The sequence below is a fragment of the Mesorhizobium sp. WSM4820 genome (assembly GCF_055811075.1).
In genome coordinates, this window is record NZ_JBVVQN010000006.1 from 154,585 (window position 1) to 179,470 (window position 24,886).

A 24,886-nucleotide genomic window follows, 5' to 3' on the forward strand; every position below is an offset into this window, starting at 1 on the left:
TGGCAGCGCGCCGCGCGACGATGAAAAGGCGCGGGAAACGCAGCAGCACCTTGCCGTTCGCCGTCTTCGGATAGGCTCCGGTTATCCCAGCGGTGTAGCGCGTGAGAAAAAACCGTCGCTCGTTCTCGTCGAGCGGATCGAGGAACGGCTTCAGCCCCGTCGACTTCAGCCACTCGACGATTGCCCCGGCATCGGCCAGCGGATGATTGTAGGCGGTGTGCCAGATGTCGAGCCGGTCGGAGAACGGCGACAAAAGATCGTAGTAGAACGACACTGGCGGCAGCGGCCCGCGCGCAGCACCCTCGAGCTTTTCGGCAAACGGCATTTCAGCCGCCGTCTCGCGCATCAGCCGGTGCGAGGGCTCGCCCATATTGTCGGGCATCTGCACGGCAAGCGCGCCGCCGGGCGCCAAAAATCCCATCAGCCGCTGGAAGATCGCCGGATGCTCGGGCAGCCACTGGAACACCGCATTGGCGAAGATCACGTCGACCGGCTCTTCGGGCTGCCACGCCGCCGCATCCGCCAGTTCGAAGGCCACATCCGGCAGACGCGCCCTCGCCTTCTCGATCATGTCAGCCGAGGTGTCCAAACCGCTGACCTGCGCGCCCGGCCAGCGCTCAACCAGCAATTCGGTCGAGTTGCCCGGCCCGCAGCCGATATCGACCACCCGGCGTGGCGCCGCCACCGGCACCTGCGCGGCGAGATCGCGCGCCGGCCGCGTGCGCTCGTCCTCGAATTTGAGATATTGGGCGGCGGACCAGTCTGCCATTTCAGCTCCTCAGATCATTTGAGAATTCGCCGCCCTAAAAACCCCTATCGCGTCAGCCGCTTGTACGTCATGCGGTGCGGGTTGACGGCGTCGGGGCCGAGACGGCGGATCTTGTCCTGCTCGTAATCCTCGAAATTGCCCTCGAACCATTCGACATGGCTGTCGCCCTCGAAGGCAAGGATGTGCGTCGCCAGCCGGTCGAGGAACATGCGGTCGTGCGAGATGATGACGGCGCAGCCGGCGAAGTTTTCCAGCGCGTCTTCGAGCGCCGCCAGCGTTTCGGTATCGAGATCATTGGTCGGTTCGTCGAGCAGCAGCACATTGCCGCCGGTCTTCAGCATCTTGGCCAGATGGACACGGTTGCGCTGGCCGCCGGACAGATTGCCGACCTTCTGCTGCTGATCGCCGCCGCGGAAGTTGAACGAGGCGCAATAGGCGCGGGTGTTGGCCTCGAACTTGCCGAGCTTGACCACTTCGGCACCACCCGAGATTTCTTCCCACACGGTCTTGGTCGGGTCGAGCGCATCGCGGCTCTGGTCGACGTAACCGAGCTTGACGGTCTCGCCGACGCGGATCGTGCCGGCATCCGGCTTTTCCTGGCCGGTGATCATGCGGAACAGCGTCGTCTTGCCGGCGCCGTTCGGGCCGATGACGCCGACGATGCCGCCGGGCGGCAACTTGAATTCGAGGTCGTCGATCAGCAGCGTGTCGCCAAAGCCCTTCGACAGGTCCTCGACCTCGATCACCACATTGCCGAGCCGCTCGCCATGCGGAATGACGATCTGGGTGTCGCTCGGACGCCGCTTGTCGGCCGCATCCAGCAGATCCTGGAACGCCTGGATGCGCGCTTTCGACTTGGTCTGCCGTGCCTTCGGGCTGGACTGGATCCACTCGCGCTCGCGGCCGATCGCCCGCTGGCGCGCATCGTCCTCGCGGCCCTCCTGCTTGAGCCGCTTGGCCTTGGCTTCGAGATATTTGGTGTAGTTGCCCTCATAGGGAATGCCGCGGCCGCGGTCGAGCTCGAGGATCCAGCCGGTGACATTGTCGAGGAAGTAGCGATCGTGGGTGATGATCATCACCGCGCCCGGGTAGGCGCGCAGATGCTTTTCCAGCCACGCCGTCGTCTCGGCATCGAGATGGTTGGTCGGCTCGTCGAGCAGCAGAAGGTCGGGCTGACGCAGCAGCAGTTGGCACAGTGCCACGCGGCGGCGCTCGCCGCCCGACAGCTTGGTGACGTCGGCTTCCTTGGGCGGGCAGCCCAGCGCTTCCATCGCCATCTCGACCTGCTGTTCGAGATCCCACAGGTTGAGCCGGTCCATCTCGTCCTGGAGCTTGGCCGACTCGTCGGCCGTCTCGTCGGAATAGTTCATCATCAATTCGTTGTAGCGTTCGATGATCGCGGTCTTGGCGGCGACGCCTTCCATGACGTTCTCGAACACGGTCTTGCTCGCATCGAGCGCCGGCTCCTGCGCCAGGTAACCGACGGTGGCGCCTTCGGCCAGCCACGCCTCGCCGCTCCACTCCTTGTCGATGCCGGCCATGATCTTGAGGATGGTCGACTTGCCGGCGCCGTTCGGCCCGAGGATGCCGATCTTGGCGTCCGGGTAGAAGGAGAGGTGGATATTCTCGAGCACCTTCTTGGTGCCGTAGGCCTTGTTGAGGCCGGCCATGTGATAGATGAACTGGCGTGCCACGCGCGCTTTCCCTGAAAAGTCGACTGGAATGTCGGATTGAATGGAAGTTGCGCGCTATGTAGGCGATGCCGCGCCGAACGGCAAACTGTTTTGGCATTTCGAACCGGCCTTGGGGCTAAGACGGGCTCGGCGTGTCACTGGAACTCGATCGGATCGACGATGCCTTTCGGACAGCCGGCATTGTTCGTCGGCACTGAGGCCAGCAACAGCTCACTGAGCGAAGAGTTCGGACCGATCGGGCCGGTCAGGCCGAGCGTCAGTTCGCCGATCAGCCGCCTGCCGCTCGAAGGATCCTTCACACAGGAGACGCGAACCCGCTCGCCGGCGCCGGGACCAAAGGCAATGTCGAGGGCGGCGCGGATCTGGCCAGAGGTCAGATCCCGGCCAATGTTTTGCGTGAAAAGATCACGCACCGGTGAAGCATTCGCCGCGCGCGTCAAGTTCAGCGCATCGGAAAAATACGCCTGCTGGCTCTTGCCGTAACAGGTGCCATGCTTGATCCATTCATGCCTGTCGAGAGCGGATGCGGTGCCTGGCATCACCCGATCGAGCTCCGACCGCGTGTTCGGCTCAAGCTCGACCGGCGGCAGGTCCTGCCAGCGCGCCGGATTGTCGTTCGCCTTGTCGGCCGCTGCCACCTGGCAATAGAAATTCCCTTTCGGCTGCGGCCACAGCCCATGCAAGGTGAAATGCGTCGCCTCAAAACCGGCCGCGGTCTGCGCCTTGCATTCGGTCTTGCCGGGCCTGGTTTCGCAAAACGCCGGCTGCCAGCTCAGCGCGAGGACATATTCGGGCTTTCGCGAAGCCGGCTCAGCAGGCTTCTCCTGGTCGGCCGGCACAGGTGCTGCCGGTTCCGTGGACGCGCTGCCGCCCGAAACATGGCCGCAATCGACCTTCACCCAGCGGCGCTCCGGATCGGCCCCGGGCACGCGGATCAGATAGTGCGTGGGAGCATCCTTGTTGCCAGCCAGCAGCTCGCAGCTCTGTCCCGCATCGGTCGCGATATTGCCGGGGTTCCTGCCGCTCCTGATGGCCTGGGTGGCTGGACAGGTGGCGTCGGCGACGAAAGAGCCGCTCATCATGACCTCGGCCCGCGCAGCACCCGTCAGCGACGCGGCGGCAAGCGCCGATCCAAAAACAAGACCTGTCAGCGTACGCATGGGTACTCTCCGGTTGAATAATGCTGGGCAACAGACTGCCGCCCTCTCTCGGTAGCAAGTTCTCCATGTCAGAATTGCGATACCCGCGTTGCGACGCAAGAACAGCGCTGCGAAACACCGCCGACGGATTGACGCAAAACCGGCGTCGGCGCACACAAACGTTCGCAGGCGTAAAAGACGCGTTGGAGACGAATCGATAATGTCATTCAGCCAGCAGCGCGTGCTGCAATCGCCGACCGGTGCGGCGCTCAACCTTTACGTGAAACGCGCCGAGGGCCGCCCGCGGGCGGTCGTCCAGATCAATCACGGACTGGCCGAACATGCGGCGCGCTATGTCCGCTTCGCTACCTTTCTCGGCGAGTGCGGCTTCCATGTCTATGCCCATGACCATCGTGGCCATGGCGCAACCAAGGCGCCGGACGCTCCGCTCGGCACATTCGCCAAAGTGGATGGCGGCGCCAAGGTCATCGCCGATGTCGCCGCCGTGCATGACCTGATCGCCGGCGACCATCCCGGCCTGCCGGTCATCATCTTCGGCCATTCCATGGGCGGCCTCGTCGCGCTGAATTTCATGCTTCATCATTCGAACCGGCTGCACGCCGCAGCCATCTGGAACGCCAATTTATCCGCCGGGCTCGCCGGCCGTGCCGCACAAATCATCCTGGCCTGGGAAAAATTCCGGCTCGGCTCCGACATGCCGTCGCGCATGCTGCCGAGACTGACCTTCCAGGCCTGGGGCAAGGCCGTTCCAGATCACCGCACTCCATTCGACTGGCTGTCGCGCGACGCGGCCGAAGTCGACAAATACATCGCCGATCCGCTGTGCGGCTGGGATGCCTCGGTGTCGATGTGGCGTGACCTGTTCGGCTTTGTCTTCGACGGCGCCGACGACACCAAATTTTCCGGCATCCGCAAGACCCTGCCGATCTGCCTGGTCGGCGGCGAAAAGGATCCCGCCACCGGCGGTGGCAAGGCGGTCAGCCATCTCGCTGGGCGCCTGCACAGGATGGGCTTTTCGAATCTCCTTTCAAAGGTTTACGCCGAGACCCGCCACGAAAGCCTGAACGAGGTGAATCGAAATATCATCATGGACGATTTCGCCGCATGGGCCGACAGCGTGCTGAAACAAGCCTGACCGAGATTGGCACGGTCCGATTGGCCCATTGCAAGAACCGTGACTTCGGCACGCGGGATTGATAGTGCATGTTGCCCAAAAGTGCGCAGCGGTTTTGGGATAACGACATGCATAAAAAGAAAACCAGAGCCTGCGCTTTCGATCAATCACGGTGATCCATGACCGAGCCTCCGCTGAAAGGCATCCGCGTAATCGAACTCGCCCGCATCCTGGCCGGGCCGTGGGCGGGGCAATTGCTTGCCGATCTCGGCGCCGACGTGATCAAGGTCGAGAGCCCTGATGGCGGCGACGATACCCGCAAATGGGGTCCGCCCTTCGTCATGAGCCATGACGGCGAAAACCTCTCGGCCGCCTACTACCATTCCTGCAATCGCGGCAAGCGCTCCATCGCCGTCGATTTCTCGACGCCCGAAGGCGCCGAGACAGTGCGCCGGCTGGCTGCGACATCGGACGTGCTGATCGAAAACTTCAAGCTCGGCGGGCTGAAGAAATACGGCCTCGACCATGACAGCTTGCGCAAAATCAACCCGCGGTTGATCTATTGCTCGATCACCGGCTTCGGCCAGGACGGGCCGTATGCGCCACGCGCCGGCTATGACTTCATCATCCAGGGCATGGCCGGCATGATGTCGATCACCGGCGAGGCCGGCCGCGAGCCGCAAAAGGCCGGTGTCGCCATTTCAGACATTTTCACCGGCCTCTATTCGGTGATCGCCATCCAGGCCGCACTTCGCCATGCCGAGAAGACCGGCGAAGGCCAGCATATCGACATGGCGCTCTACGACAGCCAGATCTCGGCGCTCGGCAACCAGAACCTCAACTATCTGGTCTCGGGAAAATCGCCGGTGCAGATGGGCAATGCGCATATGAACATCGCGCCCTACGAGGTGGTGCCGGTCAAGGACGGCCACATCATCCTGGCCATCGGCAATGACGGCCAGTTCGCCAAATTCTGCGCGGCTGTCGGGTTGGACAAGCTGCCATCCGACCCCGATTTCGCCACCAATCCCGCCCGGGTCGCCAACCGGGCGACGCTGCGCGAGCATATAATCGAGGCGCTGAAAACCGTCGATCGCGATCCGCTGCTGGCCAGGCTGGAGGCGGCAGGCGTGCCTGCCAGCCCAATCAACACGATCGGCGAGATGTTCGCCGATCCGCAGACCATCGCGCGCGGCATGCGGCTCGACCTCGACGACGGCCATGGCAATCTGTTGCCCTCGGTGCGCGCGCCGATGGTCATGTCGGGCACGCCGCTGGTCTATGAGCGGCCCTCACCGCGTCTCGGCGAACACACCGAAGAAATCCTTGCCGAACTGGAGAGGTCAGGAAAATGAAGACCGGCGGACAACTGATTGTCGATGCGCTCGAAGCCAACGGAACGGACCGTATCTATTGCGTGCCCGGCGAATCCTACCTTGCGGTGCTCGACGCGCTGCACGACTCGCCGATCCGCACCATCGTCTGCCGCCAGGAAGGCGGCGCCGCGATGATGGCCGACTGCCATGGCCGCCTGACCGGCAAGCCAGGCATCTGCTTCGTCACCCGCGGCCCCGGCGCCACCAACGCCTCGGCCGGCATCCACATCGCCATGCAGGATTCGGTGCCCGTCATCCTGTTCATCGGCCAGGTCGCCAGCCACGCCAAGCAGCGCGAGGCTTTTCAAGAGGTCGACTACGTCAGGTTCTTCGGCGACATCGCCAAATGGGTGGTCGAGATCGACGACGCCGCGCGCATTCCCGAATTCGTCACCCGCGCCTTCGCGGTGGCGACATCCGGCCGTCCCGGCCCGGTCGTCATCTCGCTGCCGGAAGACATGCTGACCAGCCTTGCCGAGGCGCCGGCAGCCCTGCCCTACACGCCGGTCGAAACGCGGCCGGGCGAGGCCGAGCTCGATGCTCTGAAAAAGCTTCTCAACAACGCAAAGCGCCCCTTCGTCATCCTCGGCGGCACGCGCTGGGATGCGGAGGCCGTCGCGCGGATGCGGACGATCGCCGAAGCCTGGTCGCTGCCGGTCGGCTGTTCCTTCCGCCGCCAGATGCTGTTCGATCATCTCCACCCCAACTATGCCGGCGATGTCGGCATCGGCATCAACCCGAAGCTGGCGACCGCCATCAAGCAGGCCGACCTCGTGCTGCTGATCGGCGGCCGCATGGGCGAGATGCCGTCCTCCGACTACACGCTGCTCAAGAGCCCCTACCCCGACCAGTCGCTGGTCCATGTCCATGCCGACGCCAGCGAGCTCGGCCGCGTCTACCGGCCGACGCTGGCGATCAACGCCTCGCCGTCCGCCTTCGTCGAAGCCTTTGCCGGGCGCAAGCCGGCCGCCTCGCCGGTCTGGGCGGATGAAACACCGAAGCTGCACGCCGCCTATCTCGACTGGTCGACACCGCCCGAAAGCGGCCCCGGCGCCGTCCAGATGGGGCCGATCATGAACTATCTCGAAAAAATGCTGCCCGACGACGCCATCCTCACCAACGGTGCCGGCAACTACGCCACCTGGGTGCACCGTTTCCACCGTTCCCGGCGCTTTGCCACGCAGGCGGCACCCACCTCCGGCTCGATGGGCTACGGCACGCCGGCAGCCGTCGCTGCCAAGGGACTGTTTCCCGAGCGCGACGTGATCGCCTTTGCCGGCGACGGCTGCTTCCTGATGAACGGCCAGGAATTCGCCACCGCCGTGCAGTACGATCTGCCGATCATCGTCGTCGTCGTCAACAATGGCATCTACGGCACCATCCGCATGCATCAGGAACGCGAATATCCGGGCCGCGTCGTCGCCACCGACCTGAAGAATCCCGACTTTGCCGCTTTAGCCCGCGCCTATGGCGGCCATGGCGAAACCGTCGACAAGACGGCCGATTTCGCGCCGGCCTTCGAACGCGCCCGTGCCAGCGGCAAGCCGTCGATCGTCGAGATCAGGCTCGACCCCGAGGCGATCACGCCGACCCGGACGATGAGCCAGATACGGGACAGGTCGTGAGCGCCAGAGGCATAGCTAGTCAGGCCGAGTTCCCTCCCACCCCCCTCTGCCCTGCCGGGCATCTCCCCCTCGAGGGGGAGATCGGATGTCACAACTGCTTTCGCCAATTTTCGAAGTTGAACAACAGGCGCGCCAAAGCCAAAGCTGCCGATCCCCCTTGAGGGGGAGATGCCAAGTTTTTGCCAAAGAGGGCAGGACAGAGGGGGCGCTTTCCCGCAAACTTCGACAGGCTAATGCAGCGCTTCGCCGGGCCGACGTTGCGCTACATCGTCGCCGCCTTCTCGATCTGCCCGCGGATCTCGCCGTCCTTGTGGGCCTCCGTATGAAGGTTGATATAATATTTGCCGGCCATCAGGTCGGCAGCCTGCGCGTCGGTCAGGATCGCCACCCCCTTGAACGGGCTTTTCGGAGCGCCCTTGAACGGGACGACGACGTCGGCATTTTCACCCTTTGCTGCCGGACCGTGAATATGTCCGGCCGTCGCCGGTCCACTGAGACCTGAAAACATCACATTCCAGGTGAGCTGTTTCGTGTCGGTGTTGAAGCCGAGAGTGGCCTCGCCTTTGCCCTCCGTGGTGACGGCTGGATTCTGCTGAGCGCCATCGAGCGTCGCCTTCATCTTCATCATGTCGGCCAAGGCCGGTGAACCGCACAGGAAGGGAGCCGAAACGGCGAGCGCCGAAAGCATCGGCGAGAAGGATTGCATGCGCATGGAATTCTCCGTTGTGGCGATGACATCCGCTGAAGCAGGATGCACTGGAACAACGGTTGTGGCGAGCGGATATTTCCACCGGTAACGGCTATTTTACATGCCAAAAAAGGGGGCGGTCGCCCGTCCCCTTTTTTTCGAATTGCGGGCCCCAGAGGCCCCGGTTGATGGCCCTTTACTTGATGGCCTTGTCGGTGATGGCGGTCGTGTAGGCGCCGGTCGGCTCCTTGGTGATGATCTTCTGGTCGAGCAGCGCCTTGGCGGTGCGCGCGTAGGTCGCCGGGTCGAGCTTGCCGTCGGCATTGTCGATCAGCTTGGCGACTTCGCCCATCATGCGCTTCTGGTGGTTCTCGTCCTGGCCGCCATTGTCCATGACGATGCCGGCCGCCTCGTCGGAATTGTCGACGGCGTATTTCCAGCCCTTCATCGAGGCGCGCACGAAACGCACCATCTTGTCCTCGAAGGCCGGATCCTTGAGCTTGTCCTCCAAGGCGTAGAGACCGTCCTCAAGCAGGTCGTTGCCCATGGCCGAGTAGTTGAACACGATCAACTCTTCCGGCTTGTAGCCGGCATCGATGAGCTGCCAGTATTCGTTGTAGGTCATGACCGAAATACAATCCGCCTGCTTCTGTATCAGCGGCTGCACGTCGAAACTCTGCTTCAGCACGGTGACGCCATCCGGGCCGCCGTCGGTCTTCAAGCCGAGCTTGTTCATCCAGGCGTAGAACGGATACTCGTTGCCGAAGAACCAGACGCCGAGCGTATGGCCCTTGAAGTCGGCTTCGGTCTTGACCGGGCCGTCCTTCGGGCAGACCAGCTGCATGCCGGCCTTCTTGAACGGCTGGGCGATATTGACCAGCGGCACGCCCTTTTCGCGTGCTGCCAGCGCGCCGCCCATCCAGTCGACGATGACGTCGGCGCCGCCGCCGGCGATCACCTGCTCGGGCGCGATATCGGGGCCGCCCGGCTTGATCTCGACGTCGAGGCCCTCGGCCTCATAAAAACCCTTGTCCTTGGCGACGTAGTAGCCGGCGAACTGGGCCTGCGTGACCCATTTCAGCTGCAGCGTCACCTTGTCTGCGGCCATCGCCTGGAACGCGGCAAGCGACATCGCGCCGGCCAGCATCGAAACAACAAGTCTTTTCATGCTTTTACCCTCTGGAGTTAAGTGTTCACCCTTTTAGGACCAGGACCTTCAATCCAACCCCTGATTCCAAACCCGCCACCGCCCTATCCACCACGGACGGAGGGATGCCAAAACGTGACTGCTCTCTCGAAAAGAGCGACCACGCCATAAAAGACCGAACCAGCAAGTGCTGCAACTGCGATTTCGGCCCAGACCATGTCGATATTCATCCGCCCGACTTCGGTCGAAATCCGGAATCCCATGCCGACCACCGGCGTGCCGAAGAACTCCGCGACGATGGCGCCGATCAGTGCCAGCGTCGAATTGATCTTCAGCGCGTTGAAGATGAAGGGGGCTGCCGCCGGCAGCCGCAGCTTGAACAGCGTCTGCCAGTAGCTCGACGCATAGGTGCGCATCAGGTCGCGTTCCATATGGCCGGAGGCGGCAAGCCCGGCGACCGTGTTCACCAGCATCGGGAAGAAGGTCATGATGATGACGACGGCGGCCTTCGACTGCCAATCGAAGCCGAACCACATGACCATGATCGGCGCCACGCCGATGATCGGCAGCGCCGAGACCATATTGCCGATCGGCAAAAGCCCGCGGCGCAGGAACGGCACGCGGTCGGCCGCGATGGCGGCAAGGAAGCCGGCGCCGCTGCCAACGACGTAGCCGAAGATCACCGCCTTGAAGATGGTCTGCCGCACGTCTGCGGCCAGCACCGGCAGCGAATTGGCGATGCGCACGCCGATCGCGCTTGGCGGCGGCAGCAGGATGAAAGGAATGCCGGCGCCGCGCGTCACCGCCTCCCAGATGATCAGGATCCAGGCGCCGAAGATCGCCGGAATGATCAGCCTCAAAGCGGTCGCCGCCCAGCGCGAGGCCGGGCGAAGCGCGGACAGCACCGTCACGCAGCGCCAGGCCAGAAGCCATGCCGCGGCAAGCAGCAGATAAAACGACGCGCGGGCGGTGCCCTCATTGCCGGTTATGCCGGCGAGCAGCAGCCACGCTGCGCCATGCGCGCCAAGGAAGAGCAACACCACCCCAATTGCCGGCGGGAAATTATCGACCCCAATTGCCAGGAGCAGCAACAAGAAAATCAAAGCCGCGGTACCGACACCGTAGCCGGGCGCCGCATCGACAAGCGGCCAAAGAAGCAGCGCGCCGGCAAGAAGGACAAGCGAGGCATACCCTTGCCACGCGCGGGGGTTGATCGACGAAAGGCTCAGGAGGGAACTCATGCCGGCCTCCCGCCCATGGCGCGGTCGACGAGTCGCCCGGCTATGCCGACCACCATCACCAAAAGGGCCGCCACCACCGAGCCCGCCACCAGCGCCGACCAGATATCGATTGTCTGGCTGTAATAGGCGCCGGCAAGCAGCTTGGCGCCGATCCCGGCGACGGCACCGGTCGGCAGTTCACCGACGATGGCGCCGACCAGGCTGGCGGCCACCGCCACCTTCATCGAGGTGAACAGGAACGGCACCGATGCCGGCACCCGCAGTTTCCAGAAGGTCTGCGAGGGGCTGGCATTGTAGGTGTGCATCAGGTCGAGATGGGTGAGTTCGGGCGAGCGCAGCCCCTTGACCATGCCGACCGCCACCGGGAAGAACGACAGATAGGTCGAGATCAGCGCCTTCGGGATCAGGCCGGTAACGCCGATCGCCGCCAGCACGACGATGATCATCGGCGCCACCGCCAGGATCGGAATGGTCTGCGAGGCGATGATCCACGGCATCAGGCTGCGGTCGAGCGTCGCCACATGGACGATGCCGACGGCAATCAGGATGCCGAGCGCCGTGCCGAAAGCGAAGCCGAGCAGCGTCGAGGACAGCGTCACCCAGGCATTGTAGACAAGGCTGCGATTGCTGGTGACCTTGCGCAGAAACGTGTTCTCGAAGAAATTCACCGCCACCTGATGCGGCGCCGGCAGCGTCGGCTTGGGCTGCGACATCGTCTTGCCGATGAATTCCACGATCCCCGGCGTCTCGCCGGCACGGCGGTCGAGATCGCGCTGGAACGGCGCGTTGAGGATGACGGCGAAAACATACCAGACGACCACCACGCCTGCGAGGATCGAGGTCACCGGAACGATCTTGTCGCGAAAGGAGTCCATCAGCGAAGCTCCCCTCCTCTCCCCAACGGGGAGAGGGTGGCCGGAGCGAAGCCGAGGCCGGGTGAGGGGGTAGAAATCTTTCCGTCGAGGCAAGCCAAGATCGTATCAAGGACCGCTCGACGTTCGGCCAGAACTTCATGGTTCCAGAACCGAAGAACGGAATAACCATGGCCATTCAACCAGGCCGTCCTGGCGGGGTCGGTTGGTGAATCCGCATGCTGGCTACCATCGAGTTCGACAATCAGACCCTTCTCGCGACAAACGAAATCCGCGATGAAAGGTCCAAGCGGCACTTGCCTCACAAATTTGTAGCCGTTGAGATGACGTCCTCTCAGTTCCCCCCAAAGTCGGTACTCAGCCTCGGTTTCGTCGACCCGCAGCTTTCGAGCGCGAGCGGTTGCCCCGGCATTTCTTTTCGTCGGATCTGTCGGCGCCGCCCCCTCACCCGACCTCCGCTTCGCTCCGGCCACCCTCTCCCCGTCGGGGAGAGGAGGGAGCTCATCCCGCTCAATCCTCATAGCTGTGCCCTGCCCTGCGCCGCGTCGCTTCGCTCCTTGCTTCGCCCTAGGATGACGAAGGCGTGGTTGGCCGCGCTCTCGATGAACGCCGCTTCGCGGCGGCTCCGCCCTAGGATGACGAAGGCATGGGTGGGCCCGCTGGCCCCGTCGGGGAGAGGAGGGAGCCCATCCCGCTCAATCCTCATAGCTGTGCCCTGCCCTGAGCCCGTCGCGCACCCGCGCGGCGATCGCCAAAAACTCCGGCGTCTCGCGAATGTCGAGCGGCCGCTTTTTCGGCAGCGTCGATTCGATGACGTCGCTGACGCGGCCTGGGCGCGGCGACATGACGATGATCCGCGTCGACAGGTAGACCGCCTCGGGAATGGAATGGGTGACGAAGCAGATCGTCTTGTTGGTCCGATCCCAAAGCTCCAGCAGCTGTTCGTTGAGGTGGTCGCGCACGATCTCGTCCAGCGCGCCGAACGGCTCGTCCATCAACAGAAGATCGGCATCGAAGGCCAACGCCCGCGCGATCGAGGCACGCTGCTGCATGCCGCCGGAAAGCTGCCACGGGTACTTCTGCTCGAAGCCGGACAGGTTGACGAGGTCGAGCGTGCGCTTGATGCGCGCCGCCTGCTCTGCCTTCGACAGGCCCATGATCTCCAGCGGCAGCGCCACATTGCGCTCGATCGTGCGCCACGGATAAAGTGCGGCCGCCTGGAAGACATAGCCATAGGCGCGGTTTTCGCGCGCCTGCTCCGGCGTCACGCCATTGACGGAGATGCTTCCTGATGTCGGTTTCTCGAGATCGGCGATGACCCGCAGCAAGGTCGTCTTGCCGCAGCCGGACGGCCCGATGAAGGAGACGAATTCGCCCTTGCCGATGGTCAGGTCGACATTCGACAGCGCCTGCACCGGACCGTCGCTGGTCTGGAAGGTCAGGCCGAGCTTGCTTGCCGAAACGACGGCTGGCGACTGTCCGGTCATAGGCCGCAGCCTGGCTTTTCGCGTCGCCGCCGCGGCGGCCGGTTACCCGTTGCTTTTGCCAAAATGCTGCTTTCCACTTATCTTGTCCCACTCGATCGAGAGTTTGCCCGATGTCGTCCAAACCCACCTGCCATCTTATCCGCCCCGAAAGCTCTTATGAAGGCAAGCAGGGACTGAGTTATTTCGCCGGCATCGCCGCCGAAACGGTCGGCTCTACCGGCATCTGCATGCACCTGCTCACCATGCCGCCCGGTGCCCGCGCCAAGGCGCATATGCACGAAAGCCATGAAACGGCGATCTATGTGCTCTCCGGCGAGGTCCATACCTGGTATGGCGACCGGCTCGAGCAGCAGACCGTGGCCAAGGCCGGCGACCTCTTCTACATTCCCGCCGGCGTGCCGCATCTGCCGGCCAATCTGAGCGACAGCCCGGCCTCGGCGGTCATCGCCCGCACCGATCCCAACGAACAGGAAAGCGTCGTGCTGCTGCCGCAACTGGATGGGCTGGTCGCCTGAGGCCGGCTTCAGTGCAATCGCTTCAGGTTTGCGCTGCCCCTGAGGGGCGGCGCCGACTTCGACAAACCCGCGCAAGCTCACACCCCGGTCGCCGGAATGCCTGATCGTTCCACCTTGCGCGGCGCGGAAATTTCCTTCCAGGTCGACAGCGCCCGATTGACCGCGGCATTCGGCTCGCGGCCGACGAATTCGCCATGGCCGGGCTTCGCCTTGACCTCGTTCCCCTGGATCGACAATTCGCCGCGCGAAAAGACGAAGCGCGGCAGGCCGGTCACCTCGAAACCTTCGAAGACGTTGTAGTCGATCACCGACTGCTGCTTCTTGGAAGTGATCGTCTTCTTGCGCTTCGGGTCCCAGACGACGATGTCGGCGTCGGCGCCTTCGACGATGGCGCCCTTCCTCGGATACATGTTGAGGATTTTGGCGATGTTGGTCGAGGTCACCGCGACGAATTCGTTCATCGTCAGCCGGCCGGTGTTGACGCCCGTCGTCCACAGCACCGGCAAGCGGTCCTCGAGCCCGCCGGTGCCGTTCGGGATCTTGGTGAAATCGCCGACACCGTTGCGCTTCTGGCTGGTGGTGAAGGCGCAATGGTCGGTTGCCACCACTTGCAGCGATCCGGCCTGCAGGCCGGCCCACAGCGAATCCTGGTGCAGTTTGTTGCGGAACGGCGGGCTCATGACGCGGCGCGCCGCATGGTCCCAGTCCTTGTTGAAATATTCGCTCTCGTCGAGCGTCAGATGCTGGATCAGCGGCTCGCCGAACACCCGCATGCCCTTCTGCCGCGCCCGGCGAATGGCTTCGTGCGCCTGCTCGCAGGAGACATGCACGACATAGAGCGGCACGCCGGCCATGTCGGCGATCATGATGGCGCGGTTGGTCGCCTCGCCTTCCACTTCCGGCGGCCGCGAATAAGCGTGCCCTTCGGGGCCGTTATTGCCGGCGGCCAGCAGCTTCTGCGACAGGGCGGCAACCACGTCGCCATTCTCGGCATGGACCAGCGGCAGCGCGCCAAGGTCGGCGCAGCGCTGGAACGACGAATACATCTCGTCGTCGTCGACCATCAGCGCGCCCTTGTAGGCCATGAAGTGCTTGAACGAGGTGATGCCCTTGTCGACGACGGTGGCCATCTCGTCGAACACCTGCTTGCCCCACCAGGTGATCGCCATGTGGAAGGAATAGTCGCAGGAGGCTTTCGAGGTCTTGTTGTCCCACATCTGCAGGGCCTCGAGCAACGACTGCTGCGGCGCCGGCAGACAGAAATCGACAACCATCGTGGTGCCGCCGGCAAGCGCGGCGCGGGTGCCGCTCTCGAAATCGTCGGCCGAATAGGTGCCCATGAACGGCATTTCGAGATGGGTGTGCGGATCGATGCCGCCCGGCATCACATAGCAGCCGCTAGCGTCGAACTCGTGATCGCCATGCAGGTCCGGCCCGATGGCGATGATCTTGCCGTGCTTGAACAGCACGTCGGCCTTCCAGCTTCGATCGGCGGTGACGATGGTGCCGTTCTTGATGACTTTGGACATTTTTTTGTTCCCTTGTTCTCTTCGCGCTTCTTGGTGAGCGACGTTCGGAATCCTGGTTTCTAGCTCACCCCACGATGACAGCTGTCTCCACTACCGCGTGGAACAGCACATCGGCGCCGGCCGCCGCCCATTCCTTGGTGATTTCCTCGGCCTCGTTGTGGCTGAGCCCGTCGACGCAGGGGCACATCACCATTGCCGTCGGCGCGACGCGGTTGATCCAGCAGGCGTCGTGGCCGGCGCCGGAGACGATGTTGCGATGCGTATAACCCAGGCGCTCGGCCGCATCCCGCACAGCCTTGACGCAGCCCGGATCGAAAGTCACCGGATCGAAATGGCCGACCTGGTCGATTTGATATTTGATGTCGAGCGCTTCGCAGATCTTGTCTATGCCTTCGCGGATGCGCCCGTCCATGGCGTCGAGCACCTCCTTTTCCGGCGAGCGGATGTCGATGGTGAACATGGTGCGGCCGGCGATGATGTTGCGCGAGTTCGGATAGACCTCCATGTGGCCGACCGCGCCGACGGCGTCGGGCTGGTAGTCCATGGCGATCTCGTGCACCAGTTCGATTACCCGCGCCATGCCGAGCCCGGCATTGCGGCGCTTCGGCATCGGCGTCGAGCCGGTATGCGCCTCCTTGCCGGTGAGCGTCATCTGCAGCCATTTCAGCCCCTGGCCATGGGTGACGACGCCGATGTCGATGCCCTCGTCCTCGAGGATCGGGCCCTGCTCGATATGCAGCTCGAAGAAGGCGTGGATCTTGCGCTCACCGACTTTCTCGCTGCCTTTCCAGCCGATGCGTTCGAGCTCCTCGCCGAACTTCTTGCCGTCCTTGTCGACATGTTCGTAGACGTCGGCCTGGTCGAGGACGCCGGCGAACACGCCGGATGCCATCATCGCCGGCGCAAAGCGCGCGCCTTCCTCGTTGGTCCAGTTGGTGACGACGATCGGATGTTTTGTCTTGATGCCGAGCTCGTTGAGCGAGCGTACGATCTCAAGGCCGCCAAGAACGCCGAGCACGCCGTCATACTTGCCGCCGGTCGGCTGGGTGTCGAGATGGCTGCCGACATAGACCGGTGGCAGATCGGGGTCGGTGCCCTCGCGGCGGGCAAACATCGTGCCCATCTCGTCGAGGCCCATTTCAAGTCCAGCCGCCTCGCACCAGCGCTTGAACAGCTGCCGCCCCTCGCCGTCCGCGTCGGTCAACGTCTGGCGATTGTTGCCGCCGGCAACGCCGGGGCCGTTCTTCGCCATCTCCATTATCGAATCCCACAAACGGTCTGAATTGATTCGCAGATTCTCGCCCGGAGCGGCCATTTTCTAAAACCTCATCGATTGTGGCGAAGCGCGCCGGCGTTCCCCTCCCCCTTGAGGGGAGGGTGGCCGCGAAGCGGTCGGGTGGGGTCGCCGAACATGCGCGCGACCTTCTCCTTCACCACCTGCGCAACATGCCATGCACTGTTTATGACATCAGGCTCATCAACGCGAAAGACATCGAACCCGAGCGATCGCAAATAGGCATCACGGACAGCATCGTGCCGCTTGCCTCGTTCCTGCTCGTGCAGATCGCCATCGACTTCCACGACCAGCTTTACCGCGAGGCAAGCGAAGTCGACGATGTAAGGCCCGATTGGGCACTGACGGCGGAACTTGATGCCGGCCGATTTCAGCTCGCGCAGTTCATACCAAAGCAAACATTCGCCCTTGGTTGCATGAACTCGAAGCGCCCGCGCCTTTTGACGCATTTCGAAGCTCACGCGGGCACGGGGCATCAGAAGCGTCCTCGCAGCAAGAGATCAGGTTGGCGCGCGTCGCCACCGACCCCACCCGACCGCTTCGCGGCCACCCTCCCCTCAAGGGGGAGGGAAAGTCGCGTTGCGTTTCTCAATCCACCCCCCTCAGCACTTCTCGCACATGGTCGATCAATTCGTTGATCTGGCCCTTGGTGATGATCAGCGGCGGCGACAGCGCGATGATGTCGCCGGTGGTGCGGATCAGCGCGCCGCGCTCGAACGCTTTCACAAAAGCCGAGAAGGCACGCTTGGTCGGACTGCCGGGGATGGGCGCCAGCTCGATCGCGCCGATCAGGCCGATGTTCCTGATGTCGATGACGTTCGGCTCGCCCTTCAGCGAATGCAGCGCGTCTTCCCAATACGGCGCCAGTTCCTGGCCGCGGGTCAGCAGGCCCTCTTCCTTATAGGTATCGAGCGTGCCGAGCGCCGCCGCACAAGCGATCGGATTGCCCGAATAGGTGTAGCCGTGGAAGAACTCGATCATATGCTCGGGGCCGGTCATGAAGGCGTCGTGGATTTCCTTCTTGACGAACACCGCGCCCATCGGGATGACGCCGTTGGAGACGCCCTTGGCGGTGGTCATGATGTCGGGCGTGACGCCGAAATAGTCGGCGGCAAACGGCGTGCCGAGACGGCCGAAGCCGGTGATGACCTCGTCGAAGATCAAAAGGATGCCGTGCTTGGTGCAAATCTCGCGCAGCCTCTCGAGATAGCCCTTCGGCGGCAGGATGACGCCGGTGGAACCCGCCACCGGCTCGACGATGACGGCAGCGATGGTCGAGGCGTCGTGCAGCGCGACGATGCGCTCCAACTCGTTGGCCAGTTCCGCGCCATGCTCGGGCACGCCCTTGGTGAACGAATTCTTCTCGGGCAGGTGGGTGTGCGGCATGTGGTCGACGCCGCCGAGCAGCGTGCCGAACATCTTGCGGTTGGTGACGATGCCGCCGACCGAGATGCCGCCGAAATTGACGCCGTGATAGCCGCGCTCGCGGCCGATCAGGCGGGTGCGCGAGCCCTCGCCTCTGGCGCGGTGATAGGCGATCGCCATCTTCAGCGCGGTCTCGACCGATTCCGATCCGGAATTGGTGAAGAACACGTGGTCCATGCCCTGCGGCGCCAAGTCGACCAAACGGTTCGCCAATTCGAAGACGATCGGGTGACCCATCTGGAACGCCGGCGCATAGTCGAGCTCGGCGGCCTGGCTCTGGATCGCCTCGGTGATCTTCGGCCGGCAGTGGCCGGCATTGACGCACCACAGGCCAGCAGTGCCGTCTAAAACCGTGCGACCGTCGCTCGTCGTGTAATGCATGTCCTTGGCGGACACCATCATGCGCGGCGCCTGCTTGAACTGCCGGTTTGCCGTGAACGGCATCCAGAATGCGCTGAGATCGTTCGGCGTGACTTTCAGCCGGTTGGACATGACCAAGACTTCCCCTTGTAACCTGTTTCGGTGCGGCTAACGCTTGGTCTTCCCGACACTTGGTCTCTGCTGCGTTTTCGTGCTACGCAAATTTTGACCGATTGGACAAACGTTAGCACCGCCCTGTCGGCGGTCAAGGGATTACTAGCGGAAATGCGGCAGCTGAGGCGCGCTCCACAGGCCGGAGAAAAACTGGTCCAGAAAATTGGTCCAGATGGCTCTCCAAGCCATGGTATGCCGCGGTGACGGCCGACATGGAAATTCCGGCCCCTCGCCGCACCCGCATCCAGCAGGAAAAGCGCGAGCTGATCCTGGAGGCGGCGCTCGAGGTGTTCTCGACCAGCGGCTTTCGCGGTTCGACCATCGACCAGATCGCCGAAGCCGCCGGCATGTCGAAGCCGAACCTGCTCTACTATTTCCGCCGCAAGGAGGATATCCACGAGACGCTGATGCAGCGGCTTCTCGACACCTGGCTGGCGCCGCTGCGCGAACTCGACGACATCGGCGATCCCTTGACCGAATTGCGCAGCTATATCAGGCGCAAGCTCGAAATGGCGCGCGATTTCCCCAGGGAAAGCCGCCTGTTCGCCAACGAGATCCTGCAGGGCGCGCCGCGCATCATGCCGATGCTGGAAGGCGAGCTGAAGACGCTGGTCGACGAGAAGGCCGCCGTCATCAAGGGCTGGATGCGCGCCGGCAAGATCGCGCCCACCGACCCCTGGCACCTGATCTTCTCGATCTGGGCGACGACGCAGCACTATGCCGATTTCGACGTTCAGGTCCGCGCCGTGCTCGGTCCCGACCGCGGCGGCGACGGCCGCTTCGAGGACGCTGCAAGGTTTTTAGAGCAATTGTTCATCGACGGGCTGAAGCCGAAGGGCTGACGCTTCAGCAATATAGTTTGACGGGTTGAGACCGTTTGCCAGAGGCTGCGGCGGCTGCCTCCGCGAGGCGGCCACCGAACCGTCAAAGCGGCTGCGCCGCCAGCGCCAGGAAACCTCCAGTCAGCGCCACGTTGCCGACAAAGCCGTTGATGCGCGACGCGCGCTCGGGCCCCTGATGATCCCAGAAATTGTGGAACATCGGCGTGGCCACCATCAGGAACAGCACCAGGCACAGAGCCGCGGCAGCGGTCCAGATACCTGATATCACCAGCGCTCCGGATACGATTTGCAGGACGATCCCCAACCACAGCATCAGCCGCGCCTGCGGCACGCCTCGCGTCGTCATCACCTGGGTCAGGAAGCCTGCATTCTGGATGTTGCGCAGGCCGGCAAAGACAAAGGCGCCGCCAAGCAGCAGGCGTGCGGCAAACAGAATCTCATTCTCAAAATTCAACAACATGGTCTTGATCCCAAAGCAAAAAGAGACGCACGGCGTTAAGGCCGCGCATTCCAGTTTCGCCCCCTCAGGCGGCCTTGGCTGCCGCTGCCGGATGAATGGCGTGGAAGGGAACGCAGAGCCGGTTCCAGGTGTTGATCATGCCGATCGCGACGGACAGCTTGACCAGTTCCTCTTCCGAGAAGTGTTCGAGCGTGCGAGCGTAGAGATCATCCGGCACGCCGCTGTCGGCGATCTTCGTCACCATTTCGGTCCAGGCGAAGGCGGCGCGTTCGCGCTCGGAAAACAGCGGCGATTCCTTCCAGGCGGAGACGAGATAGAGCCGCTGTTCGGTCTCGCCGTCGTGACGCGCCTCGCGGCTATGCATCTCGACGCAATAGGAACAGCCATTGATCTGCGACGCCCGCAGCTTGATCAGATGCAGCAGGCTTGCCTCGAGCCCGCACTCGTCGACCGCCTTGCTGAGCGCCGATACCGCTTTCATGATTTCCGGCGCCGCGCCGAAGAATTGCAGCCTCTGCTTCATTCTCTTTCCCTTCACGCTTGCTTGGTTGAACTGGATTTCTGCGGTCGTTGATTACGCTCGACAAAGGCGCAGTTGGCGGCGACTGAACGGGGATCGGCATCGCTCACGTATTCCGCAACGATGTCGGACAGCCGGGCCTCGGCAAGAGCGGCGCGATAGGCGCGCTCGGCCTTCAGCATCGCGACGCTGATGCCGCAAGGTTTGACATAGGCCGAAGCATCGAGCCTGGCCGGCCCGCGCTGACGGATTTCGCCGCAGCGGAAGGCCGGTTCGCGTCCTTCGACGGCGAGCACGATGTCGAGCAGCGTTATGCGCTCCGCCGGCCGCGCCAGCCGGTAACCGCCCGATGGCCCGGGCACCGATTCCAGGATGCCCGACGCCGTCAGCGCGTTGAGATGCTTGAGCAGATAGCTTTGCGACAGGCCGAACGCTTCCGCCATGGCAGCACCCGGCATGGTCGCGGCGCCTTCCACTCCGGCAAGCATGGCGGCGCAGTGGATGGCCGCTTCGACGCCCTCGCCCAGCTTCATTTTTTTGAGTCCAAATTCATGGATGTATCTTATCGTGGATAATTTTTATCCGCAATAGGAAATTAAGAGTCTCCACTCTGGATGGCTGCGCTGCCGGCGATTTTATACGATCGATGGCGCCGCCCCTCATTGCCCTGCCGGGCATTTCTCCCCGTATAGTGACGGGGAGAAAGACGCTATCACCGATGATTTTCGCCAATTATCGGCGGTGCAAAAAGGGCGGCGAGGTTGCGGCAATCCCCCTTCTCCCCGTCACTACACGGGGAGAAGGGGGACGCAGGTGGATGAGGGGCAGCGCCAACCTCGACAATTCAACCGGACGAAACCGATCTGGCGCTTCGACCAAACTTACTCCGCCGCCACCTTGGCCATCGGGTTGTTTGGATGCGTCGTCCAGTTGGCGTAGACCGGCGATACCGGTCTGCCGGTGCGCTGGTCGATGACGCCGGCCGCCAGCGGTTCCATGGTGATACAGTTCTCGACCGGACAGACATTGACGCACAGGTTGCAGCCGACGCATTCGGCCTCGATCACCTCGAAATGCCGCTTGCCGTCCACCATGCTGGTGATCGCCTGGTGCGAGGTGTCCTCGCAGGCGATGTGGCAGCGGCCGCATTTGATGCAGGCCTCCTGGTCGATATGCGCCTTGGCGACGTAATTGAGGTTGAGATATTGCCAGTCGGTGACGTTGGGCGTGGCGCGGCCGACGATATCGTCGAGCGAGGCATGGCCCTTCTCGTCCATCCAGTTTTCGAGACCGGCGATCATCTCCTGCACGATCTTGAAGCCATAGGTCATCGCCGCCGTGCACACCTGCACATTGCCGGCGCCGAGCGCCATGAATTCGGCAGCGTCGCGCCAGGTGGTGATGCCGCCGATGCCTGAGATCGGCAGGCCGTGGGTTTCCGGATCGCGGGCGATCTCGGCGACCATGTTCATGGCGATCGGCTTCACCGCCGGGCCGCAATAGCCGCCATGCGAGCCCTTGCCGTCAATCGTCGGCTCCGGTGCGAAACTGTCGAGATTGACGCCGGTGATCGAATTGATGGTGTTGATCAGCGACACCGCGTCGGTGCCGCCGGCATGGGCGGCACGCGCCGGCTTGCGTATATCGGTGATGTTCGGTGTCAGCTTGGTGATGACAGGCATGCGGGTGTTGGCCTTGCACCAGCGCACCACCATTTCGATGTATTCCGGCACCTGGCCGACGGCGGCACCCATGCCGCGTTCCGACATGCCGTGCGGGCAGCCGAAATTGAGCTCGATGCCGTCGGCCCCGGTCTCCTCGACCACCGGCAGGATCGCCTTCCACGCATGTTCCTCGCAAGGCACCATCAGCGAGACGACGATGGCGCGGTCGGGCCAGTCCATCTTGACCTGCTTGATCTCGCGCAGATTGGTCTGCAAGTCGCGGTCGGTGATCAGCTCGATGTTGTTCAAGCCGAGCAGGCGGCGATCGGCGCCCCAGATCGCGCCATAGCGCGGGCCGTTGACATTGACCACCGGCGGCCCCTCTTCGCCGAGCGTCTTCCAGACAACGCCGCCCCAGCCCGCCCTAAAGGCGCGGATGACATTGTAGGCCTTGTCGGTCGGCGGCGCCGAGGCCAGCCAGAACGGATTCGGCGATTTGATGCCGACGAAATTGTTTCTGATATCTGCCATGCTCATGCCCTCCCGTTCGAGGTCAGTGCCCGGTGGATCGATTCGGCCGCGTCGCGCCCCTGCGCGACTGCCGAGACGGTGAGGTCGTCGCCGCCATAGATGCAGTCGCCGCCGGCCCAGACGTTTGGCAGCGAGGTGCGGCCTTCGGCGTCGACCTTGATGCGGCCGGCTTCCAGCGCCAGCAAGGCGCCGCTGCCGTTGAGCGCAGCCGGGACAAAGCTCTGGCCGATCGCCTTGAACACCTGGTCGGCGGTGAGCGTCAGCCGCTCGCCGGTGCCGACGAGTTTCTCGCCATCCATCGCCGTATATTCAAGCTCGATGCCCGAGACCTTGCCGCCTTCGGCAATGACCCGCTTCGGCTGCAGCCAGTGACGGATGATGACGCCGTTGGCTGCGGCCAGGTCCTGCTCGAATTCCGAGGCGTTCATGTGCTCCTGGCCGCGCCGGTAGCAGATCGTCACCTCTTCGGCGCCGAGCAGCTTTGATTGCACCGCCGCGTCAATCGCCGTCATGCCGCCGCCGATGACGACGACGCGCCGGCCGACCGGCAGGCTGGTAAGATCGCTGGCCTGGCGAAGCTCGGCAATGAACTCCACCGCATTGGTGACGCCTTGCGCGTCCTCGCCGTCGGCGCGCAGCGCGTTGACGCCGCCAAGCCCCATGCCGAGGAACACTGCATCGTAATTCCTGGTCAGGTCCGACAGCTGGTAATCGCGGCCAAGCGCCTTGCCGTTCTGGATGTCGATGCCGCCGATCGAAATGACATAGTCGACCTCGGCCTGGGCAAAATTGTCGATGCTCTTGTAAGCGGCGATGCCGTATTCATTGAGACCGCCGGCTTTCGGGCGCGCCTCGAGGATGGTGACCTCATGTCCATGGCGGGCAAGCCGATGGGCGGCGGCAAGCCCGGCCGGTCCAGCGCCGACCACGGCGATCGTCTTGCCGGTCGGAGCGGCGCGCGGGTAAAACTGCTTGTTCTCAGCCATCGCGACATCGGTGGCATAACGCTGCAGGCGGCCGATCTGCACCGGCTTGCCTTCAGCCACTTCGCGCACGCAGACCTCTTCGCACAGCGTCTCGGTCGGGCAGACGCGGGCGCACATGCCGCCCAAAATGTTCTGGTCGAAAATCGTCCTGGCCGAGCCGATCGGATTGCCGGTCGAGATCTGGCGGATGAACAGCGGGATGTCGATCGAGGTCGGGCATGCGTTCATGCACGGCGCATCGTAGCAGAAATAGCAGCGATCGGACTCGACCAGCGCCTCATGATGATCGAGCGGCGGATGCAGGTCGGAAAAATTATCGGCATATTGCTCGGGCGAAAGCCGCCCGCCGGCAATGCCCTGCTTGAAATGACCAGTCGCCATTCCGCTTCCCCATTCCTTGTTGTTTTGCGGAAGGCTAGCACGTTTTGTTTTTTTATCAATTGGTCAATTTTCGACGCAAGCCGCTGAAAAGCCATGACAAAACATGATATCAATACTCATGTTTTCTATATTGGCCTTGGCTGTCGGAATTCCGTCGCGAAGATCGTCCTAGATGGATCACGCATGATCGATGACTGGAAACCCAAGGAGCACGACAATGCCAAACTCCCCGACGTCCTTCTTCTGGTACGAGCTGATGACCACCGATCTCGACGCCGCCGAAGCGTTCTACACCGACGTGGTGGGCTGGAAGGCGCAGCCCTTCGACGGCGCGCCCGGCATGCCGCGCTATGTCGTGATGAATGTCGGCGAGCGCGGCGTTGCCGGGCTGATGACGCAGCCGGACGAAGTGCGCAAGACGGGCATGCCGCCAGCCTGGGTCGGTTACATCCATACCGGGGATGTCGATGCTTCGACGAAATCGCTGAAGGGGGCCGGCGGTGCGGTTCACCGCGAACCCGATGACATTCCGGGCGTCGGCCGCTTTGCCGTCGTCGCCGATCCGCAAGGCGCGGTGTTCAACTTCCTGCAGCCTGACGGCCCTGACCAGCCGCCGTTGCCGGCTACTACTCCCGGCAATATCGGCTGGCATGAACTCTATACGACCGACTGGCGCGCGGCGTTCGATTTCTATGCCGGGCAATTCGGCTGGACCAAGGGCGACGCCATGGATATGGGGCCGATGGGCACCTACCAGCTGTTTGCCGCCGGCGGCGAACCTGTCGGCGGCATGATGAACAAGCCCGAGCAGGTTCCGGTGCCGGTCTGGCAGTTCTATTTCAATGTCCCCGCAATCGACGCGGCGGCCAAGCGTGTCACCGATAATGGCGGCACGATCCTGATGGGACCGATGGAGGTTCCCGGCGGCGGCTGGATCGTGATGTGCACGGACCCACAGGGTGCTCATTTCGCGCTGACGGCACCGGTGCGGTAGCTGGGTCAGGCGTCACGCTATTTGGCGTCATGCTTGTC

Annotated in this window: 23 protein-coding genes and 1 pseudogene; 6 read left to right on the forward strand and 18 right to left on the reverse strand. The window is 63.2% G+C overall.

Annotated features, from left to right (window positions below; all coding sequences use genetic code 11):
* Nucleotides 1–4: 4 nt before the first annotated feature.
* The 3 genes and pseudogenes from tam to AC0L2R_RS12335 all read right to left on the reverse strand — a co-directional run.
* Nucleotides 5–769 (reverse strand): annotated as a pseudogene (tam, locus tag AC0L2R_RS12325) (trans-aconitate 2-methyltransferase); the annotation flags it as partial.
* A gap of 44 nt (nucleotides 770–813) precedes the next feature.
* On the reverse strand, nucleotides 814–2,463 hold the full coding sequence (ettA, locus tag AC0L2R_RS12330; protein ID WP_027153822.1) for an energy-dependent translational throttle protein EttA: 1,650 nt from the start codon (nucleotides 2,461–2,463) through the stop codon (nucleotides 814–816).
* A 134-nt stretch (nucleotides 2,464–2,597) separates the two neighbouring features.
* Nucleotides 2,598–3,623, reverse strand: a complete 1,026-nt coding sequence (locus AC0L2R_RS12335; protein ID WP_473509174.1) for a ribonuclease T2 family protein — start codon at nucleotides 3,621–3,623, stop codon at nucleotides 2,598–2,600.
* Between the two features lie 199 nt (nucleotides 3,624–3,822).
* Here AC0L2R_RS12335 and AC0L2R_RS12340 point away from each other — a divergent pair, with 199 nt between their 5' ends.
* The 3 genes from AC0L2R_RS12340 to AC0L2R_RS12350 all read left to right on the forward strand — a co-directional run bounded on the left by AC0L2R_RS12340 (nucleotide 3,823) and on the right by AC0L2R_RS12350 (nucleotide 7,738).
* Nucleotides 3,823–4,758: an alpha/beta fold hydrolase gene (locus AC0L2R_RS12340; protein ID WP_473509176.1), complete on the forward strand. Its 936-nt coding sequence runs from the start codon at nucleotides 3,823–3,825 to the stop codon at nucleotides 4,756–4,758.
* A 158-nt stretch (nucleotides 4,759–4,916) separates the two neighbouring features.
* Nucleotides 4,917–6,092, forward strand: a complete 1,176-nt coding sequence (locus tag AC0L2R_RS12345; RefSeq protein ID WP_473509177.1) for a CaiB/BaiF CoA transferase family protein — start codon at nucleotides 4,917–4,919, stop codon at nucleotides 6,090–6,092.
* On the forward strand, nucleotides 6,089–7,738 hold the full coding sequence (locus AC0L2R_RS12350) for a thiamine pyrophosphate-binding protein (RefSeq protein WP_473509179.1): 1,650 nt from the start codon (nucleotides 6,089–6,091) through the stop codon (nucleotides 7,736–7,738). Before AC0L2R_RS12345 ends, AC0L2R_RS12350 begins: the two co-directional genes overlap by 4 nt.
* A 262-nt stretch (nucleotides 7,739–8,000) precedes the next feature.
* On the opposite strand, the gene AC0L2R_RS12355 is transcribed toward AC0L2R_RS12350, so the two are convergent.
* The 6 genes from AC0L2R_RS12355 to AC0L2R_RS12380 all read right to left on the reverse strand — a co-directional run bounded on the left by AC0L2R_RS12355 (nucleotide 8,001) and on the right by AC0L2R_RS12380 (nucleotide 13,173).
* Nucleotides 8,001–8,450 carry a CHRD domain-containing protein gene (locus AC0L2R_RS12355; protein WP_473509181.1) on the reverse strand — a complete coding sequence of 150 codons (450 nt, stop codon included), beginning with the start codon at nucleotides 8,448–8,450 and terminating at the stop codon, nucleotides 8,001–8,003.
* A gap of 172 nt (nucleotides 8,451–8,622) precedes the next feature.
* Nucleotides 8,623–9,594, reverse strand: coding sequence for an ABC transporter substrate-binding protein (locus AC0L2R_RS12360; protein ID WP_023798699.1), 972 nt, complete (start codon nucleotides 9,592–9,594; stop codon nucleotides 8,623–8,625).
* A gap of 83 nt (nucleotides 9,595–9,677) precedes the next feature.
* Nucleotides 9,678–10,814, reverse strand: a complete 1,137-nt coding sequence (locus AC0L2R_RS12365; protein ID WP_473509182.1) for an ABC transporter permease — start codon at nucleotides 10,812–10,814, stop codon at nucleotides 9,678–9,680.
* Nucleotides 10,811–11,689, reverse strand: a complete 879-nt coding sequence (locus AC0L2R_RS12370; RefSeq protein ID WP_128180650.1) for an ABC transporter permease — start codon at nucleotides 11,687–11,689, stop codon at nucleotides 10,811–10,813. Before AC0L2R_RS12370 ends, AC0L2R_RS12365 begins: the two co-directional genes overlap by 4 nt.
* Nucleotides 11,689–12,207: an endonuclease domain-containing protein gene (locus AC0L2R_RS12375; RefSeq protein WP_473509184.1), complete on the reverse strand. Its 519-nt coding sequence runs from the start codon at nucleotides 12,205–12,207 to the stop codon at nucleotides 11,689–11,691. The genes AC0L2R_RS12370 and AC0L2R_RS12375 overlap by 1 nt, the downstream gene beginning before the upstream one ends.
* 174 nt (nucleotides 12,208–12,381) lie before the next feature.
* Nucleotides 12,382–13,173, reverse strand: a complete 792-nt coding sequence (locus tag AC0L2R_RS12380) for an ABC transporter ATP-binding protein (protein WP_091600271.1) — start codon at nucleotides 13,171–13,173, stop codon at nucleotides 12,382–12,384.
* Nucleotides 13,174–13,283: 110 nt separating this feature from the next.
* Between AC0L2R_RS12380 and AC0L2R_RS12385 the strand changes: the two genes are divergently transcribed.
* A complete protein-coding gene (locus tag AC0L2R_RS12385; RefSeq protein WP_473509186.1) occupies nucleotides 13,284–13,688 on the forward strand; it encodes a cupin domain-containing protein in 405 nt (134 codons plus the stop codon).
* Between the two features lie 77 nt (nucleotides 13,689–13,765).
* Here the strand turns inward: AC0L2R_RS12385 and hydA are convergent, their stop codons facing one another.
* The 4 genes from hydA to aptA form a co-directional block, all read right to left on the reverse strand.
* Nucleotides 13,766–15,217, reverse strand: a complete 1,452-nt coding sequence (gene hydA, locus AC0L2R_RS12390) for a dihydropyrimidinase (RefSeq protein ID WP_473509188.1) — start codon at nucleotides 15,215–15,217, stop codon at nucleotides 13,766–13,768.
* A gap of 64 nt (nucleotides 15,218–15,281) precedes the next feature.
* Nucleotides 15,282–16,532 carry a Zn-dependent hydrolase gene (locus AC0L2R_RS12395; protein ID WP_473509189.1) on the reverse strand — a complete coding sequence of 417 codons (1,251 nt, stop codon included), beginning with the start codon at nucleotides 16,530–16,532 and terminating at the stop codon, nucleotides 15,282–15,284.
* Nucleotides 16,533–16,543: 11 nt separating this feature from the next.
* Nucleotides 16,544–16,987 (reverse strand): endonuclease domain-containing protein, encoded by a 444-nt coding sequence (locus AC0L2R_RS12400; RefSeq protein WP_473509191.1) that lies wholly within the window; start codon nucleotides 16,985–16,987, stop codon nucleotides 16,544–16,546.
* 112 nt (nucleotides 16,988–17,099) lie between these two features.
* Nucleotides 17,100–18,428: an omega-aminotransferase AptA gene (aptA, locus tag AC0L2R_RS12405; protein ID WP_473509193.1), complete on the reverse strand. Its 1,329-nt coding sequence runs from the start codon at nucleotides 18,426–18,428 to the stop codon at nucleotides 17,100–17,102.
* A 254-nt stretch (nucleotides 18,429–18,682) separates the two neighbouring features.
* Between aptA and AC0L2R_RS12410 the strand changes: the two genes are divergently transcribed.
* Nucleotides 18,683–19,312: a TetR family transcriptional regulator C-terminal domain-containing protein gene (locus AC0L2R_RS12410; RefSeq protein ID WP_287210897.1), complete on the forward strand. Its 630-nt coding sequence runs from the start codon at nucleotides 18,683–18,685 to the stop codon at nucleotides 19,310–19,312.
* An 82-nt stretch (nucleotides 19,313–19,394) separates the two neighbouring features.
* Here AC0L2R_RS12410 and AC0L2R_RS12415 read toward each other — a convergent pair whose 3' ends face one another.
* The 5 genes from AC0L2R_RS12415 to AC0L2R_RS12435 all read right to left on the reverse strand — a co-directional run bounded on the left by AC0L2R_RS12415 (nucleotide 19,395) and on the right by AC0L2R_RS12435 (nucleotide 23,854).
* Nucleotides 19,395–19,772 (reverse strand): DoxX family protein, encoded by a 378-nt coding sequence (locus AC0L2R_RS12415; RefSeq protein WP_473509195.1) that lies wholly within the window; start codon nucleotides 19,770–19,772, stop codon nucleotides 19,395–19,397.
* 64 nt (nucleotides 19,773–19,836) lie between these two features.
* A complete protein-coding gene (locus tag AC0L2R_RS12420) occupies nucleotides 19,837–20,295 on the reverse strand; it encodes a carboxymuconolactone decarboxylase family protein (protein WP_473509197.1) in 459 nt (152 codons plus the stop codon).
* Nucleotides 20,296–20,306: 11 nt separating this feature from the next.
* Complete coding sequence (locus AC0L2R_RS12425) at nucleotides 20,307–20,825, reverse strand: RrF2 family transcriptional regulator (RefSeq protein ID WP_473509198.1); 519 nt, start codon at nucleotides 20,823–20,825, stop codon at nucleotides 20,307–20,309.
* Between the two features lie 348 nt (nucleotides 20,826–21,173).
* Nucleotides 21,174–22,487, reverse strand: a complete 1,314-nt coding sequence (preA, locus tag AC0L2R_RS12430; RefSeq protein WP_091600279.1) for an NAD-dependent dihydropyrimidine dehydrogenase subunit PreA — start codon at nucleotides 22,485–22,487, stop codon at nucleotides 21,174–21,176.
* Nucleotides 22,488–22,489: 2 nt separating this feature from the next.
* The gene (locus tag AC0L2R_RS12435; RefSeq protein WP_473509199.1) at nucleotides 22,490–23,854 is read right to left on the reverse strand and encodes an NAD(P)-dependent oxidoreductase; all 1,365 of its coding nucleotides are present in this window, start codon (nucleotides 23,852–23,854) and stop codon (nucleotides 22,490–22,492) included.
* Nucleotides 23,855–24,071: 217 nt separating this feature from the next.
* Here AC0L2R_RS12435 and AC0L2R_RS12440 point away from each other — a divergent pair, with 217 nt between their 5' ends.
* Nucleotides 24,072–24,848: a VOC family protein gene (locus tag AC0L2R_RS12440; protein WP_473509201.1), complete on the forward strand. Its 777-nt coding sequence runs from the start codon at nucleotides 24,072–24,074 to the stop codon at nucleotides 24,846–24,848.
* Nucleotides 24,849–24,886 lie beyond the last annotated feature (38 nt).